13 protein-coding genes are annotated in these 17,209 nt (G+C 61.4%); 11 read left to right on the top strand and 2 right to left on the bottom strand.

The window, feature by feature from the left end:
* The first annotated feature begins 65 nt into the window (after positions 1-65).
* From GXB78_RS12100 to rarD, 3 genes are all read left to right on the top strand, one after another.
* A complete protein-coding gene (locus GXB78_RS12100; protein WP_329515557.1) occupies positions 66-1,967 on the top strand; it encodes a PhoX family protein in 1,902 nt (633 codons plus the stop codon).
* 164 nt (positions 1,968-2,131) lie between these two features.
* On the top strand, positions 2,132-3,106 hold the full coding sequence (locus tag GXB78_RS12105) for a serine/threonine protein kinase (protein WP_329515558.1): 975 nt from the start codon (positions 2,132-2,134) through the stop codon (positions 3,104-3,106).
* A 203-nt stretch (positions 3,107-3,309) separates the two neighbouring features.
* Positions 3,310-4,197, top strand: a complete 888-nt coding sequence (gene rarD, locus GXB78_RS12110; RefSeq protein ID WP_329515559.1) for an EamA family transporter RarD — start codon at positions 3,310-3,312, stop codon at positions 4,195-4,197.
* Positions 4,198-4,420: 223 nt separating this feature from the next.
* On the opposite strand, the gene GXB78_RS12115 is transcribed toward rarD, so the two are convergent.
* On the bottom strand, positions 4,421-4,939 hold the full coding sequence (locus tag GXB78_RS12115) for a glycine cleavage system protein R (RefSeq protein ID WP_329515560.1): 519 nt from the start codon (positions 4,937-4,939) through the stop codon (positions 4,421-4,423).
* 542 nt (positions 4,940-5,481) lie between these two features.
* Between GXB78_RS12115 and GXB78_RS12120 the strand changes: the two genes are divergently transcribed.
* A complete protein-coding gene (locus GXB78_RS12120) occupies positions 5,482-7,659 on the top strand; it encodes a malate synthase G (RefSeq protein WP_329515561.1) in 2,178 nt (725 codons plus the stop codon).
* Between the two features lie 250 nt (positions 7,660-7,909).
* Here the strand turns inward: GXB78_RS12120 and GXB78_RS12125 are convergent, their stop codons facing one another.
* A complete protein-coding gene (locus GXB78_RS12125) occupies positions 7,910-8,356 on the bottom strand; it encodes a response regulator (RefSeq protein ID WP_329515562.1) in 447 nt (148 codons plus the stop codon).
* Positions 8,357-8,611: 255 nt separating this feature from the next.
* Here GXB78_RS12125 and GXB78_RS12130 point away from each other — a divergent pair, with 255 nt between their 5' ends.
* From GXB78_RS12130 to GXB78_RS12160, 7 genes are all read left to right on the top strand, one after another.
* Positions 8,612-10,546, top strand: a complete 1,935-nt coding sequence (locus GXB78_RS12130) for a DUF294 nucleotidyltransferase-like domain-containing protein (RefSeq protein ID WP_329515563.1) — start codon at positions 8,612-8,614, stop codon at positions 10,544-10,546.
* Positions 10,543-11,250 (top strand): 3'-5' exonuclease, encoded by a 708-nt coding sequence (locus tag GXB78_RS12135; RefSeq protein ID WP_329515564.1) that lies wholly within the window; start codon positions 10,543-10,545, stop codon positions 11,248-11,250. Before GXB78_RS12130 ends, GXB78_RS12135 begins: the two co-directional genes overlap by 4 nt.
* A gap of 335 nt (positions 11,251-11,585) precedes the next feature.
* Entirely contained in the window at positions 11,586-12,062 is a 477-nt protein-coding gene (locus GXB78_RS12140; protein ID WP_329515743.1) for an RNA polymerase sigma factor, read from the top strand.
* Positions 12,059-13,033: a FecR family protein gene (locus tag GXB78_RS12145; RefSeq protein WP_329515565.1), complete on the top strand. Its 975-nt coding sequence runs from the start codon at positions 12,059-12,061 to the stop codon at positions 13,031-13,033. The genes GXB78_RS12140 and GXB78_RS12145 overlap by 4 nt, the downstream gene beginning before the upstream one ends.
* 205 nt (positions 13,034-13,238) lie before the next feature.
* Positions 13,239-15,665, top strand: coding sequence for a TonB-dependent siderophore receptor (locus GXB78_RS12150; protein WP_329515566.1), 2,427 nt, complete (start codon positions 13,239-13,241; stop codon positions 15,663-15,665).
* Between the two features lie 74 nt (positions 15,666-15,739).
* Positions 15,740-16,870, top strand: coding sequence for a PepSY-associated TM helix domain-containing protein (locus GXB78_RS12155; RefSeq protein WP_329515567.1), 1,131 nt, complete (start codon positions 15,740-15,742; stop codon positions 16,868-16,870).
* Complete coding sequence (locus tag GXB78_RS12160) at positions 16,867-17,046, top strand: hypothetical protein (RefSeq protein ID WP_041476738.1); 180 nt, start codon at positions 16,867-16,869, stop codon at positions 17,044-17,046. Before GXB78_RS12155 ends, GXB78_RS12160 begins: the two co-directional genes overlap by 4 nt.
* The last annotated feature ends 163 nt before the right edge of the window (positions 17,047-17,209 follow it).

The following is a 17,209-nucleotide window of genomic DNA, read 5'->3' on the forward strand; positions in this document are numbered from 1 at the left end:
TCTGCAACGAAAGCGTCATCGACCCGCATTAAGGTGTTGGCCATAAACCAAGCAGGGAGCCTGATGTGAGCCTATTAGAAGAAAACCAATCCACTGATCTGGAAAAAATGGTCGGCCTCAGCCGTCGCGGTTTCATCAGCGCCGGTGCGTTGTGCGGCGCGGCGATGTTCCTCGGCGGCAACCTGCTGAGCCGCAGCGTCATGGCCGCCAGCGTCAGCGCTGGCAACAGCCGCCTGCTCGGTTTCGAGAGCATCCCGGCGGCGACCACCGACGCCATCAGCCTGCCCAAAGGCTACAAGTCGTCGGTGCTGATCAGTTGGGGCCAGCCGCTGCAAAAGAACGGTCCGGCCTTCGATCCGAGCGGCAACGGCACCGCTGCCGCCCAGGAAGTGCAGTTCGGCGACAACAACGACGGCATGAGCCTGTTCGCCTTCCCCGACGACAAAAACCGCGCGTTGATGGCGATCAACAACGAATACACCAACTATCGCTATCTGTATCCGCACGGCGGCATGCCGCAATCGGCCGAAGACGTGCGCAAGGCGCTGGCCTGTGAAGGCGTGTCGGTGATCGAAGTGCAGCGCAAGAACGGCCAGTGGCAGTTCGTCCAGGGCTCGCGCTACAACCGTCGCATCCACGGCAACTCGCCGCTGCGCATCAGCGGTCCGGCCCGCGGCCACGACTTGATGAAAACCGCCGCCGACAAGCACGGCAAGAAGGTCCTCGGTACGTTCCAGAACTGCGCCAACGGCAAGACGCCGTGGGGCACCTACCTGACCTGCGAAGAAAACTTCACCGACTGCTTCGGCAGCAGCAATGCGCAGCAGCAGTTCGATGCCGCGCAAAAGCGCTACGGCGTGGTAGCCAGCAGCAAAGACATCAACTGGCACCCGCACGACCCTCGCTTCGACATGGCCAAGAACCCCAACGAACTCAACCGCCACGGCTGGGTGGTCGAGATCGATCCGTTCGACCCGCAATCGACCCCGGTCAAACGCACCGCGCTGGGCCGTTTCAAACATGAAAACGCCGCACTGGCCGAGACCGACGATGGTCGCGCCGTGGTGTACATGGGCGACGACGAGCGTGGCGAGTTCATCTACAAATTCGTCAGCCGCGACCGCATCAATCATCGCAATCAGAAGGCCAACCGCGACATCCTCGATCACGGCACTTTGTATGTGGCCAAATTCGATGCCGGCGACGGCAACCCTGATCACCCGAAAGGCCAGGGCCAGTGGATCGAACTGACCCACGGCAAGAACGGCATCGACGCCAGCAGCGGGTTTGCAGATCAGGCCGAAGTGCTGATTCACGCACGCCTTGCCGCCAGCGTTGTTGGTGCAACACGCATGGACCGCCCGGAGTGGATCGTCGTCAGCCCCAGGGACGGCCAGGTTTATTGCACTCTGACCAACAACGCCAAGCGTGGCGAAGACGGGCAACCGGTGGGCGGGCCGAACCCGCGCGAGAAGAACGTCTATGGGCAGATTCTGCGCTGGCGCACCCACCGCGACGATCACGCCTCCAAGACGTTCGCCTGGGATCTGTTCGTGGTCGCCGGCAACCCGGGCGTGCATGCCGGAACCCCCAAGGGTGGCTCATCCAACATCACCCCGCAGAACATGTTCAACAGCCCCGACGGCCTGGGTTTTGACAAGGCCGGTCGCCTGTGGATTCTCACCGACGGCGATTCAAGCAATGCCGGCGACTTCGCCGGGATGGGCAACAACCAGATGCTCTGCGCCGACCCTGCGACCGGTGAGATTCGCCGCTTCATGGTCGGGCCGGTGGGTTGCGAAGTGACCGGGATCAGCTTCTCGCCGGATCAGAAAACCCTGTTTGTCGGGATTCAGCATCCGGGTGAGAACGGCGGTTCGACCTTCCCGGAGCACCTGCCCAATGGCAAGCCGCGGTCGTCGGTGATGGCGATTACCCGCGAGGATGGCGGGATCGTCGGCGCCTGATAAACCGCTTTCGCGAGCAGGCTCGCTCCCACAGAGGATCGCATTTCAATGTGGGAGCGAGCCTGCTCGCGAATAAGCCAGACCAGACACCAACCACCTTCGCGCTGCCATCTGCGTTACCATGCCGAGCCGGACGCAGCAGCCTGCTGCGCGCAGGAGTCAGCATGGCCCACCCGTTTGAAACCCTCACCCCCGATCTCGTCCTGGATGCCGTCGAAAGCATCGGTTTCCTCAGCGACGCGCGCATTCTGGCGCTCAACAGCTACGAAAACCGTGTCTATCAGGTCGGTATCGAAGACTCCGAGCCGCTGATCGCCAAGTTCTACCGTCCGCAGCGCTGGACCAACGAGGCCATCCTCGAGGAACACCAGTTCACCTTCGAACTGGCCGACATCGACATCCCTGTGGTGGCGCCGCTTATCCACAACGGCGAAACCCTGCATGAGCACGCCGGTTTCCGCTTCACCCTGTTTCCGCGCCGGGGTGGGCGCGCGCCGGAGCCGGGCAACCTTGATCAGCTGTATCGCCTCGGCCAGTTGCTCGGGCGCATGCATGCGGTGGGCGGCACCAAGCCGTTCAAGCACCGCGAAGCCCTCGCCGTGGAGAACTTCGGCCATGCTTCGCTGAACACCCTGCTCGAAGGCAACTTCATCCCCAGGAGTTTGCTGCCGGCGTACGAGTCGGTGGCCCGCGACCTGCTCAAACGCGTCGAAGATGTCTACGCCGCCACGCCGCATCAGAACATTCGCATGCACGGCGATTGTCACCCCGGCAACATGATGTGCCGCGACGAGATGTTCCACATCGTCGACCTCGACGACTGCCGCATGGGCCCGGCGGTGCAGGACATCTGGATGATGCTCGCCGGCGATCGCCAGGAGTGCCTGGGGCAGTTGTCGGAATTGATGGACGGCTACAACGAATTCCACGATTTCGACCCGCGCGAGCTGGCACTGATCGAACCGCTGCGCGCCCTGCGCCTGATGCATTACAGCGCCTGGCTGGCCCGGCGCTGGGACGACCCGGCGTTCCCGCACAGCTTTCCGTGGTTTGGCACGGAGCGGTATTGGGGCGATCAGGTGCTGGCCTTGCGTGAGCAACTGGCGGCACTGAATGAAGAGCCGCTGAAACTCTTCTGATTCACACTGAACCCTGTGGGAGCGAGCCTGCTCGCGAAGGCGTCATTTCAGGCAACATCGATGTTGAATGTTAGACCGCCTTCGCGAGCAGGCTCGCTCCCACAGGATCGGTGTTCACAATTCTATGAACATTGGTCTACGACATTCGCGGACAAATCTCCTTACAATCCCTCCTTTGTCAGCTGCCTGAGCAAGGATTCTGCATGCAAGCCGCCAACCCGCGTCGCGGGTACATTCTGGGCCTGAGCGCCTACATCATCTGGGGCCTGTTCCCGATCTATTTCAAAGCCATCGCCGAAGTCCCGGCCGTCGAGATCATCATCCACCGGGTGCTGTGGTCGGCGTTGTTCGGTGCGTTGCTGCTGATGGTGTGGAAACACCCGGGCTGGCTGCGCGAGCTGCTCGACAACCCCAAGCGCCTGGCCATTCTGGCCTTGAGCGGCACGCTGATCGCGGCCAACTGGCTGACCTATGTCTGGTCGGTGAACAATGGGCGCATGCTTGAGGCGAGTCTGGGTTACTACATCAATCCGCTGGTCAACGTGCTGCTGGGCATGGTGATTCTCGGTGAGCGGCTGCGGCGCATGCAGTGGGTCGCGGTCGGGCTGGCTGCCATCGGCGTGGCGCAGCAGGTATGGCAGGTGGGCAGTCTGCCGTGGGTGTCGCTGGCATTGGCGCTGACCTTCGGTTTTTACGGCTTGATCCGTAAACAGGCGCCGGTCAAGGCGTTGCCGGGGTTGGTAGTGGAAACCTGGATGCTGGTGCCGATCGCGATTGCGTGGTTGCTGTTCAATCAGACTGCCACGAGTATGCAGCCGGCCTTCTGGACCACGTCCGAGGCGTGGTGGCTGGTGGCCGCCGGCCCGGTTACGCTGGTGCCGCTGGTGTGTTTCAACGCCGCCACCCGCCATCTGCCCTACACCACCATTGGCTTCCTGCAATACATCGCGCCGACCCTGGTGCTGCTGCAAGCCGTGCTGCTGTTTGGCGAACATTTGTCGTCCAGCACGCTGGTCGCGTTCATGTTTATCTGGGCCGGGCTGGCGGTTTATAGCGTTGATGCGTGGATAGGTTTGCGTCGGCGCGCTTGATCAAAAAACGCACAAACCTCCGCAGGCCGCGATTCACGTGGCCTGCATCGTTCCTTCCCAAGGTTATCCACAGCGTGATCCCCGACGTTTGTGCGCAAGTCACTGAATGTTGGCGGTTTTTTGATCAACGGCCGCAAAGCCACGCCTCCCGTGGCGTGGCGGTCTGTCTCTACAGGTTATCCACAGGCAGGTGCACGTTAAACCTGAATAACCTTCGCAGCGCTTAAACCTCTGTGCGTAACACCAGTTCGACCATCAGATCATCGGCCAGGGTTTCCAGGCGTGCCTGCAATACATCCAGCGACAGGGTCAGCGGCACCGCCAGAATCGCCTCGGCGTGAAACAGCGGCTCGCTGCTCATTGGCGCCGGGCGCACTTCAGTCACCAAGCGCTCCAGGTTCACACCCTGCTCGCTCAACAGCCGAGTGATATCGCGGACGATACCCGGGCGATCATTACCGACCAGTTCCATGGCGATCGGTTTCCAGGTGCAGGACTGCTCGACACCGCTTTCGGCAATCAACACGCGAATGCCACGTGCCGACAACGCTTGCAAGGCATCGACCAATTCGTCGTAAGCCTCCGCCGGCACACCCACGCGCAGGATCCCGGCGAACTGCCCGGCCATGCGTGACATGCGGCTTTCCAGCCAGTTGCCGCCGTGCTCGGCGATGCATTGGGCGATGCGCTCGACCTGCCCGGGCTTGTCCGGGGCGAAAACGGTGAGTACGAGATGGTCCATGGCGCAGCCCTCTTGTCATGACTTTTGTTATCGAAGGGCAAGTATAGGCAAGGGCTGGTTTCGTGTTGAATCGACTGGCCCCTTCGCGAGCAGGCTCGCTCCCACAGGGATCGCATGTCAAATGTGGGAGCGAGCCTGCTCGCGAAGGGCAGCACTGGGATCTGCGCGAAAGACAAATCGTGTACAACTTTCGATATTTAGCTGGAACAATCCAATGCTTTTTTGAGAACATCCCGTTCCGCGACGTGACCGCAATGCGTCATGAGGTCGCAGAACGACGTAATTAGTCTGATTTTCACAAGCGCAACTCATCATGTAGTATGCCGCAGCGCGCACTACATAACGCTGGATCGATGTCTGCCCAAGGCCCTTCGCAACCCTGAAAGCCCCGTCAGCAAGGCCTCCAAGCCGTTGATTGGTCCTAGCCCAGCCGCCAGCAATGGCATGTACTGGTCGGCAGGTTTGTGGTTTAAATGGCCAGAAGCTTCATTGTTAAATTGACGAGCTGAAAAGCGAAATAGCTGAGCAGAGTGAGGCAAGCAATGACTGAACACGTTCAAGTCGGTGGCCTGCAGGTCGCCAAAGTCCTGTTCGACTTCGTGAACAACGAAGCCATTCCCGGTACCGGCCTCACCGCCGAACAATTCTGGGAAGGTGCCGACAAGGTCATTCACGACCTGGCGCCGAAGAACAAAGCCCTACTCGCCAAACGCGATGACTTCCAGGCGCGCATCGATGCCTGGCATCAGCAGCATGCCGGCCAGGCGCACGACGCCGTGGCCTACAAAGCTTTCCTGCAAGAGATCGGTTATCTGCTGCCAGAAGCGGCTGATTTCCAGGCCACGACGCAAAACGTCGATGATGAGATTGCCCGTACCGCCGGCCCGCAACTGGTCGTGCCGGTGATGAATGCGCGCTTCGCCCTCAACGCCTCGAACGCCCGCTGGGGTTCGCTGTACGACGCCCTCTACGGCACCGACGCGATCAGCGAAGACGGCGGCGCGGAAAAAGGCAAAGGCTACAACAAGGTGCGTGGCGACAAAGTCATCGCCTTCGCCCGGGCCTTCCTCGACGAAGCCGCGCCACTGGCCGCTGGCTCCCACGTCGATTCGACTGGCTACAAAATCGCTGACGGCAAACTGGTCGTCACCTTGAAAGGCGGCAGCAACAGCGGCCTGCGCGATGATGCTCAACTGATCGGCTTCCAGGGCGACGCCAACGCGCCGATCGCGGTGCTGCTCAAGCACAACGGCCTGCACTTCGAAATCCAGATCGATGCCAGCACCCCGGTCGGCCAGACCGATGCCGCCGGCGTCAAAGACATCCTCATGGAAGCGGCGCTGACCACGATCATGGACTGCGAAGACTCCGTGGCCGCCGTCGATGCCGACGACAAAGTGGTGATCTACCGCAACTGGCTCGGCCTGATGAAGGGCGACCTGGCGGAAGAAGTCGCCAAGGGCGGCCAGACCTTCACCCGTACCATGAACCCGGATCGCACCTACACCGCGCCGAATGGCGGTGAAGTGACCCTGCACGGCCGTTCGCTGTTGTTCGTGCGCAACGTCGGTCACCTGATGACCATCGACGCGATCCTCGACAGTCAAGGCAACGAAGTACCGGAAGGTATCCTCGACGGTCTGGTGACTTGCCTGGCGGCGATGCACAACCTCAACGGCAACACCTCGCGGCGCAACACCCGCACCGGCTCGGTGTACATCGTCAAACCGAAGATGCACGGCCCGGAAGAAGCGGCGTTCACCAACGAGTTGTTCGGGCGTATCGAAGATGTCCTGCGCCTGCCGCGCAACACCCTGAAAGTCGGGATCATGGACGAGGAACGCCGCACCACGGTCAACCTCAAGGCCTGCATCAAGGCCGCCAGCGAGCGCGTGGTGTTCATCAACACCGGTTTCCTCGACCGCACCGGCGACGAAATCCACACCTCCATGGAAGCCGGCCCTGTAGTGCGCAAGGCTGACATGAAGGCCGAGAAGTGGATCGGCGCCTACGAAAACTGGAACGTCGATATCGGTCTGAGCACTGGCCTGCAAGGTCGTGCGCAAATCGGTAAAGGCATGTGGGCGATGCCGGATCTGATGGCCGCGATGCTCGAACAGAAAATCGCTCATCCACTGGCCGGCGCCAACACTGCCTGGGTGCCGTCGCCGACCGCCGCTGCACTGCACGCGCTGCACTACCACAAGGTCGATGTGTTCGCGCGTCAGGCCGAACTGGCCAAACGTGCGCGCGCCTCGGTGGACGACATCCTGACCATTCCATTGGCAGTGAACCCAAGCTGGACGCCGGAGCAGATCAAGAACGAACTGGACAACAACGCCCAGGGCATTCTCGGTTACGTGGTGCGCTGGATCGACCAGGGTGTCGGCTGCTCGAAAGTGCCGGACATCAACGACGTCGGCCTGATGGAAGACCGTGCGACGCTGCGTATCTCCAGCCAGCACATCGCCAACTGGCTGCGCCACGGTATCGTCACCCAAGAGCAAGTGATGGAAAGCCTCAAGCGCATGGCGCCAGTGGTCGACCGCCAGAACGCCAATGACCCGCTGTATCGCCCGCTGGCACCGGACTTCGACAGCAACATCGCCTTCCAGGCGGCCGTCGAACTGGTGATCGAAGGCACCAAACAGCCGAACGGCTACACCGAGCCGGTGTTGCACCGTCGTCGTCGTGAGTTCAAGGCTGCGAATGGTCTGTAATTTGCGTTGATGGATGAAATGAAGAAGGCCCTGGTCGAGAGATCAGGGCCTTTTATTTTGATACCGCATCGTTTCCAGGCGAACTACAGACCTGTGGCGAGGGAGCTTGCTCCCGCTCGGCTGCGCAGCAGTCGTAATTCATTGAACGCGGTGTGTCAGGGATATCGGTGCTTCCTGTAATTGGGGCCGCTTCGCAGCCCAGCGGGAGCAAGCTCCCTCGCCACAAAAGATTCCGGGCAGCAGAATCTGTCTAGGGCTCGATGCCCAATTCGTGTTTCACCAACTCAAGCAACTTCCCCGTATCAATCGGCTTGAGCAGAAAATCCACCACGCTCAAATGCATCGCGGCAATCGCGTCTTTCACGTCGGCATCGCCGGAGACGATGATGATCGGCAGCGCTGCCCGCACCGATTCGCGCACCTGGCGAATCAGGTCGAGGCCATCGACATTGCCCATGCGCAAATCGGTAATCACCAGCCCGATCGAGGGCTTTTGCTCAAGCATTTTCAGCGCGGTCTCACCGCTGGCTGCGGTCATGCAATGAATGCCATCGAGCGCGAGAATCTCCGACAACAGCTCGCGGGCGTCCTTGTCGTCGTCGACGATCAGGACACGCTGCGGCGGCAGATCGGGTTCGAGCATTACTGCGCTGAGCGCTTCACGCTCGGCGTCGCTCAAAATATCGTGGTCGGACATGGCGTTCTCTAAATGTTCAAACAATCCCTGGCAAGTCGTCAGACATCGCCGGGCAGTGCTTCAATGTGCACTTCGTCGGATTTTTTTCCAAGTGGCCAGAGCAAGCTTTCCCGAGCTTTTGCGTAGGTTATTTCCGAAAATCGGCCAATGGTGGCAAAACCTAGACTTACGTCCAATGGGCACCCTGCCCGTCGGGGTCGACCATGGCCGCAACGATCCGACAACAACAATTCGAAAAAGACTGCGGTAATGGTTATGAGCAAAGCGGACGCCTTCACCCAGGCAGGGAAAACCGCGGTTTTGCAGAATATTCAGGGCACCCTGCAATTCCTTCAGCGCTTCCCGCCCTTCAATCAGATGGAACACGCCCACCTCGCCTATCTGGTGGAGCAATGTCAGCTGCGTTTTTTTGCTCAGGGCGAGAGCATCATCAAACCGGCCGACGGCCCGGTCGAACACTTTCACATCGTCAAACAGGGTCGGGTGGTCGGCGAACGCCAGCACATCACCAAACCCGGCACCGAGACCACCTTTGAAATTACCACCGGCGAATGCTTTCCACTCGCCGCCCTGCTCGGCGAGCGCGCCACACGCACCGAACATCTGGCGGGCGAAGACACCTTCTGCCTGCAACTGAACAAACTGGCGTTCATCAAACTGTTCGCCCTCTCCAGCACCTTCCGCGATTTCGCCTTGCGTGGGGTCAGCAGCCTGCTCGATCAGGTCAACCAGCAAGTGCAACAAAAAGCCGTGGAAACCCTCGGCACTCAGTACTCGCTGAACACCCGTCTCGGTGAACTGGCGATGCGTCATCCGGTGACTTGCAGCGCCGATACGCCACTGCGTGAAGCGGTGAAGCTGATGCACGAGCAACAGGTCGGCAGCATCGTCGCGGTGGATGAGCACAAGGCGCCGCTGGGGATTTTCACCCTGCGCGATTTGCGCCATGTGGTCGCCGAAGGTGTCGGCGATTTCAGCGACGCCATCGAACAGCACATGACCCGATCGCCGTTTTATCTGTCGCCGGATCACAGCGCCTTCGATGCGGCGATCGCGATGACCGAGCGGCACATTGCCCATGTCTGTCTGGTCAAGGATCAACGCCTGTGCGGGGTGGTTTCCGAGCGTGATCTGTTCTCCCTGCAACGGGTCGATCTGGTGCACCTGGCCCGGACCATTCGCAGCGCTCAGCGGGTCGAGCAATTGGTGACCCTGCGCGGCGAGATCGGCCAACTGGTCGAACGCATGCTCGCCCACGGCGCGTCGTCGACGCAGATCACTCACATCATCACCCTGCTCAACGATCATACGGTGTGCCGGGTGATCGAACTGACCCTCGCCGAAAAAGGCGACCCGGGCGTGCCGTTCAGTTGGCTGTGTTTCGGCAGCGAGGGCCGGCGTGAGCAGACGCTGCACACCGATCAGGACAACGGCATTCTGTTCGACGCCCGCGATGCGGCGCACGCGGCGGAAATTCGCGGCAAGCTGCTGCCGATTGCGCAGCAGATCAACCAGAGCCTGGCGCAGTGCGGCTTCACCCTGTGCAAGGGCAACATCATGGCCGGCAATCCCGAGCTGTGTCTGTCGCGGGCCGAATGGGCGCGGCGCTTTGCGGCGTTCATCCGCGAAGCCACGCCGGAGAACCTGCTCGGCTCTAGCATTTATTTCGACCTGCGGGTGGTCTGGGGTGATGAACAAGGCTGCGAGCAGTTGCGCCGGGGTATTCTCGATCAGGTCGGTGACAACCGTTTGTTTCAGCGCATGCTCGCCGAGAATGCGCTGCGCAATCGCCCTCCCGTTGGGCGTTTCCGTGAATTTGTGCTGGCACGCAAGAACGGCGAGAAGGCCACCCTGGATCTGAAAATCCAGGGCCTGACGCCGTTCGTGGACGGCGCCCGTCTGCTGGCGCTGGCCAACGGCATCGACACCAACAACACCCTCGAACGCTTTCGCCAATTGGTCGATAAAGAAGTGATCGAGCCACTCGACGGCGCGGCGTATGAAGAGGCCTATCACTTCATCCAGCAAACGCGCATGCAACAGCACCAGCTGCAGACCCGGGAGAACCAGCCGTACTCCAACCGCGTCGATCCGGACAGCCTCAATCACCTCGACCGGCGCATCCTGCGTGAATCCCTGCGCCAGGCGCAGCGCCTGCAAAGCAGCCTGACCTTGCGGTATCAGCTATGAGCCTGTTTTCCTGGCTGCGCCCGGCCAGTCCCGTCGTGCCGGCCGCGTTTGCACAGCGACTGGCGCAATTGCCGAGCATCACCGAGCTGAGCGAATGCAGCCTGCGCGAGCAGCGCTGGGTGGTGCTGGACCTGGAAACCACCGGCCTCAACATCAACAGGGACCGTGTGTTGTCGATCGGCGCGGTGGTAATCGAGGATGGCGCGATCGATTTCCGCCAGCAGTTCGAACGCACCTTGCAATGTCGGGAATTGAAGCTCAGCCCCAGCGTGCTGATTCATGGCTTGGGGCCGAATGCGATTGCAGCGGGCAGTGAGCCGGCCGAGGCGTTGCTGGAGTTGCTGGAGTTCATCGGCGACAGCCCGGTGCTGGCGTTTCATGCGCCGTTCGATCAGCACATGCTCGGGCGCGCGCTGAAGGAGCATCTGGGGCACAAGCTGCAGCATGTGTTTCTGGATGTGGCGGATATTGCGCCGCTGCTCTGCCCGCAGGCGCAGATTCGCGAGGCGGGTCTGGATGAGTGGATCGAGTGGTTCCGCCTGGAAGTGGTCGAACGGCATAACGCCAGTGCCGATGCGCTGGCCACGGCGGAGTTGGCGTTGATTCTGTTCAGCCGGGCGCGCGCGCAACAGATTTACAGTCCGTTGAATTTGCAGCAGCGGTTGAGTCAATGGAAGCGAAGGCAGCAGGCGCCGTCCTTTTGAACTGTGTCAGATTCAAAATCCATCCCCCTCACCCCAGCCCTCTCCCCCAAGGGGGCGAGGGGGAAAGGGAGCAGATCTTCATGCTTTTCAAATCTGAGTTCGACTCCGATATCTCAAGTCGGCGCATCCTCAGTATTCAATGCGGTCGGTCCCCTCTCCCCCGGGAGAGGGCTAGGGTGAGGGGGCATTTTTTGACACACCACCTGACCAGTGGCCAATTGCTAACCATTCCCACCTCTGCCAGAATCGCGAACTATTCTCGTTAGTTAACATTTCCCAATCGGTGATGTCCGGTGTCGTCAGTGCCCAACCCCCACAGTGAGCTCGTCGGTGCGATGTATCGCGACCATCGCGGTTGGCTGCTGGCATGGTTGCGGCGCAATGTGGCGTGTCCGCAGCGTGCCGAGGACCTGAGCCAGGACACGTTCGTGCGCCTGCTCAATCGCAACGAACTGCTGACGCCGCGCGAGCCGCGGGCGTTTCTGGTGGCGATCGCCAAAGGCCTGTTGTTCGACTACTTCCGCCGCGCCGCGCTGGAACAGGCCTACCTAACCGAACTGATGCTGATCCCCGAAGGCGAACAGCCGTCGGTGGAAGAGCAGCAAATGATCCTCGACGACCTCAAAGCCATCGATCGCCTGCTCGGCAAGCTGTCGACCAAGGCTCGCGCCGCCTTTCTGTACAACCGCCTCGACGGCCTCAGCCACGCCGAGATCGCTGACAAGCTCGGCGTCTCAGTGCCGCGCGTGCGCCAGTATCTGGCGCAAGGCCTGCGCCAGTGCTACATCGCCCTTTACGGTGAACCGACATGACCGCGGCCAGTTCGCGGCCAGTGCCGGCGCATGTGCTGGACGCGGCGATTGCCTGGCAATTGACCCTCGATTCGAGCACCGCGCTGGAACGCGAGGAGTTCGCCAAGTGGCATGCGGCGCATGAAGAACACGCCCGCGCCTGGCGTCAGTTGGGCATGCTCGATCAGCGCTTCAGCGCCGCCAAGGGCCCGGCACGCAATGCGTTGCTGCAGTCGCGCGAAGGCATCCGTCGGCGCGTGCGCAAACTCGGTAGCGGACTGGCCAGTGTTGTCATGGTCGTCGGGCTGGGGCTGTTTGTCAGTGAGCGTTTTCTGCCGCTGGACTACTGGCTCGCCGATCAGCGCACCGCCACCGGCGAACAGCGCACGGTGCGCCTGTCCGACGGCACCCTGCTCAACCTCAATACCCACAGCGCGGTCGACGTACGCTTCGATGACAAGCGCCGCTTGATCGTGTTGCAGGAAGGCGAAATCCTCGTCGAAACCGGGCATGGCGATGCGCGGCCGTTTATCGTCGAAACCCGCGACGGCAGCATGCGTGCATTGGGCACGCGGTTTCTGGTCAAGCGCGAGGAGGCCGGCACGCGCCTGAGCGTGTTGCAGTCGGCGGTGGCAGCCCATGCCCAAGCGAGCCCGCAAGAACAGATTCTGCGCGAAGGCCAGCAGGTGCTGCTGCGCAGTGACGGGCTCGGTTCGATCGCTACCCTCGCGCCAGGCGCCGATGCCTGGACCCGCGGCATGCTGGTGGTCGACAACGCGCGGCTAGGTGATCTGGTGCATGAGCTCGGGCGCTACCGCCGCGGGCATCTGGGCGTGGCGCCGGAAGTGGCCGATCTGCGCATCACTGGCAGCTTTCCGTTGCATGACACCGACAAGGCCCTGAGTGCATTGCTGCCGACCTTGCCGGTGCAGATCGAACGGCATACGCCGTATTGGGTCACCGTGGCGAAGGCTGATATCAAGCCGGAGTAATGCGCCGGCAGGAAAGCCGCCTTCGCGAGCAGGCTCGCTCCCACATTGGAATGCGATCACCTGTGGGAGCGAGCCTGCTCGCGAAGGCGCCATCAGCCGCACAACCATTTCCCGCAAAAAAAGAATTTCCACCCAGCCCTATCACTTTTCCAATCTCGTCCGGCACACAGGCAATTGAGAAATATTTCCATTCAGGAGCCGCCGTATGTCCCGTTCGCCAGACACCTTGTTGCGCCCCAGTCTGCTGGCTTTTGCCATCGCTTTCGGCACGCCGCTGATCAGCAGCCCGTTGCTCGCCGCTGAGCAAGCGTCCAGCGTGCGCGCCTACAACCTGCCGGCGGCGCCGCTGTCGACCACGCTGAACCAGATCGCCAGCCAGGGCGGTCTCGCCCTGTCGTTGAATCCGGCATTGGCAGCAGGCAAGACTTCGGCACCGGTCAACGGCCAGTACGACGCCGCTGGCGCCCTGCGTGCGGCTTTGCGCGGCACCGGTCTGCAACTGGAACAGAGCAGCACCGGCACCTACACCCTGGTGGCCGTGCCTGAAGGCACGCTGGCGCTGCCGGAAACTTCGGTCATCGGTGTGGAAAACCTGGAAAGCGCCTGGGGCCCGGTCGAAGGCTACACCGCGACCCGTACTGCCGCCGGTACCAAGACCGACACCGCACTGGTCGAAGCACCACGTTCGATCTCGGTTGTCACGCGCCAGCAAATGGACGACCGCAACGTGCACAGCCTCGATGACGCGGTGCGCTACATGCCCGGCATCACCGCCAGCAGCTACGGCAGCGACACCCGCGCCGACTGGCTGCGCGTGCGCGGTTTCGAGCCGACCCAGTTCCTCGATGGCCTGCCACTGCCCAAAGGCGTGTACGCCAACCCGAAACAGGAAACCTGGAACCTCGATCGCCTCGCCCTGCTCCGCGGCCCGGCATCGTCGGTGTACGGCCAGACCCCGCCGGGCGGTTTGCTCGATATGGTCAGCCGCCGCCCGAGCGCCGAGGCCAGCAGTGAAATCCAGCTGCAGTACGGCAGCGACAACCACCGCCAGATCAACTTCGCCAGCACCGGCAAGATCGATGACGCCGGACAGTTTCTCTACGGAATCAGCGGCGTGGTGCGCGACAGTGGCACCCAAGTCGACCACGTCGACAACAAGCGCTACAACATCGCACCGAGCCTGACCTGGAACATCGACGACGACACCCGGCTCACTTTGCTGACCCAGTTCACCCGCGATGACACCGGCATCACCAGCCAGTTTCTGCCCATTCAGGGCACCAAAATCAAATCGCCGCTCGGTGATATTTCCCATCACAAGAATCTCGGTGATCCGGACTGGGAATATTACGACCGCACCTATTACGCACTGGGCTACGCCTTCGAACATCGGCTGAACGATGTCTGGCAGTTCAAGCAGAACCTGCGCTACACCAAGTCGGACCTGTCATTCCAGTCGCTGACACCCGGTTCCTACCCGTTCACCACCGTGGATGCAGAGGGCAATGTCGGCCGCACCAGCACCAGCGTTGACGAAGACATCAGCCAGTTCGCCGTGGACAACAACTTCCAGGCCGACTTCGCCACGGGTGATATCCGCCACACCTTGCTGCTGGGTCTGGACCATCAGCGCAGCAACACCAACTACACCTCGATTTTCGGTGATGGCCTGGAAACCAACGTCATCAACCCGATCTACGGCCAGCCGATCGTACGGCCGGCGCGCTCCACAGCTTTTTACGACTACAACCAGAAGACTTATCAGACCGGCCTCTACGTGCAGGATCAGATGGCCCTCGACCAGTGGCGCCTGACCTTGGGCGGTCGTGAAGACTGGGTGCACACCAGCACAAAATTCATCAACCAGGGCGATGCGACCAACACCCAGCGCGACAAGCAATTCAGCGGCAATGCGGCGCTCAGCTACGTCTTCGACAACGGCTTCGTGCCGTACCTGTCCTACGCCGAGTCGTTCCAGCCGACCACGGGCGCCGATGTCACTTCGACCGGCTCGCTCAAGCCAACCGAAGGCAAGCAATGGGAACTGGGCATCAAATACCAGCCGCCGGGCAGCAAGACCCTGCTGACCGCCGCCGTGTATGACCTGACCCAGAAGAACGTCGCGGTGACCACCTTCGTCAATAACGTCTCGGTGACCAGCCAGACCGGTGAAGTGAAGGTCAAAGGCCTGGAGCTGGAAGCGGTGTCCGACGTGACCGATAACCTCAAGGTCATCGCCGCCTACACCCTGGCCAAGTCCGAAGTGCAGAAAGGCGTCGACAAGGGCAACCGTCTGCAACTGATGCCCAACCAGCAAGCCTCGCTGTGGACCGATTACACCTGGCACACAGGCATGCTCGACGGTTTCGGCGTTGGCGCCGGCGTGCGCTACACCGGCAACACCTACGGCGACAAGGCCAACACCTGGCTGGGCAAGGCCGATGCCTATACCGTGTTCGACGCCAGCGTGCATTATGATCTGGGCCGTCTGGACAACAGTCTGAAAGGTGCGTCGCTGGCAGTGAACGCGACCAACCTGTTCGACAAGGACTACATTTCCACCTGCGACAGCTTCTACTGCTACTACGGCGACCAGCGCAGTGTCGTCGCCAGCGCCACCTACAAGTGGTAAACCAGTGAGCTGAACCAGGCCCTGTTACCAGGCCGTCCGCATCGGGCGGCTTTGGTGTTTTTGAAGGTCATGCAATGAAAAGTAAAACCATCCGCCGCTGGTCGTTCATCCACACCTGGACCAGCCTGATCTGCACGGTATTTCTGCTGATGCTGGCGCTGACCGGTCTGCCGCTGATTTTCAGCCACGAGATCGACCACCTGCTGGGCAACGCTCCGGAGCTGCGCGAGATGCCGGCCGACACGCCGCAGCTCAACCTGCAGCAACTGGTCGATGCCGCACAGAAACATCGCCCGGGCGAAGTCATGCAGTACTTCGGTTATGACGACGAAGAGCCGAACGCAGCGTTCGCGATCATGGCGAAAACTGCCGACACCGAGCCGAACTCTTCGCACACCTTCATGCTCGATGCGCGCACAGGCGAAGCGCTGGAAACTCCCTCGGCCAACGGTGGCTTGATGCTGTTCATCCTGCGCCTGCATGTCGACATGTTCGCCGGGTTGCCGGGCAAGCTGTTGCTGGCGTTCATGGGTCTGCTGTTTGTCGTGGCGATCGTCTCCGGCACGGTGCTGTACCTGCCGTTCATGCGGCGCTTGAAATTCGGCACCGTGCGCCAGGACAAATCCACCCGCCTGCGCTGGCTCGATCTGCACAACCTGACCGGCGTCGTCACCCTGACCTGGTGCCTGGTGGTGGGCGTGACCGGGGTGATCAGCGCCTGCGCCGACCTGCTCATCGCCGCCTGGCGCAACGACGCGCTGACCAGCTTGATCGCGCCTTATCGCGATGCGCCGCCGCTGACCCAACTGGCGCCGGCCACGCGGCTGCTCGACATCGCCGAGGAAGTCGCACCGGGGATGAAGCCGGATTTCATCGCCTTCCCCGGCACCCGTTTTTCCAGCGAGCACCATTACTCAGTGTTCATGAAGGGCGGCACGCACCTGACCTCGCACCTGCTGACACCGGTGCTGATCGATGCCACGACCTTGCAGGTCACCGCCGTGGCCGAACGGCCGTGGTACATGGACGCCATGGGCATGTCGCAGCCGCTGCACTTTGGTGACTACGGCGGCATGCCGATGAAGATTCTCTGGGCGACGCTGGATGTGCTGACGATCATCGTTCTGGCCAGTGGTGTGTATCTGTGGGTGGTGCGGCGCAAGGCGACCAAGCCTGTGCTGGAAACAGCGGAGGCCTCGGCATGAAGCCGCGTCAGTCGAGTTTCTGGAAAGTCTTCAGCACACCGATCGTGATCGCCCTGCTCAGTGCGGCGGGGCTGTTTGCGGCGTTGCTGGGGGATGGGATCTGGGATGCTTTAAGTTGGGTCGGCCTTGGCGTGCCGGCATTTCTGGCCATAAAAGGTTTTCTGCCGCGAAGCTGAAAATCCCTTGTGGGAGCGAGCCTGCTCGCGAAAGCGCCCGGTCATTCAACATCAAAGTCGACTGTCACGACGCCTTCGCGAGCAGGCTCGCTCCCACATGGGTTCTGCGCCGGACGCGAGCAGGCTATGCTGCCCGATCATTGTCCTGATCGAGACCTTGCCC

Origin of the sequence: Pseudomonas moraviensis subsp. stanleyae, from assembly GCF_036283065.1 — a bacterium.
In the GTDB taxonomy this organism is placed as follows: domain Bacteria; phylum Pseudomonadota; class Gammaproteobacteria; order Pseudomonadales; family Pseudomonadaceae; genus Aquipseudomonas; species Aquipseudomonas stanleyae.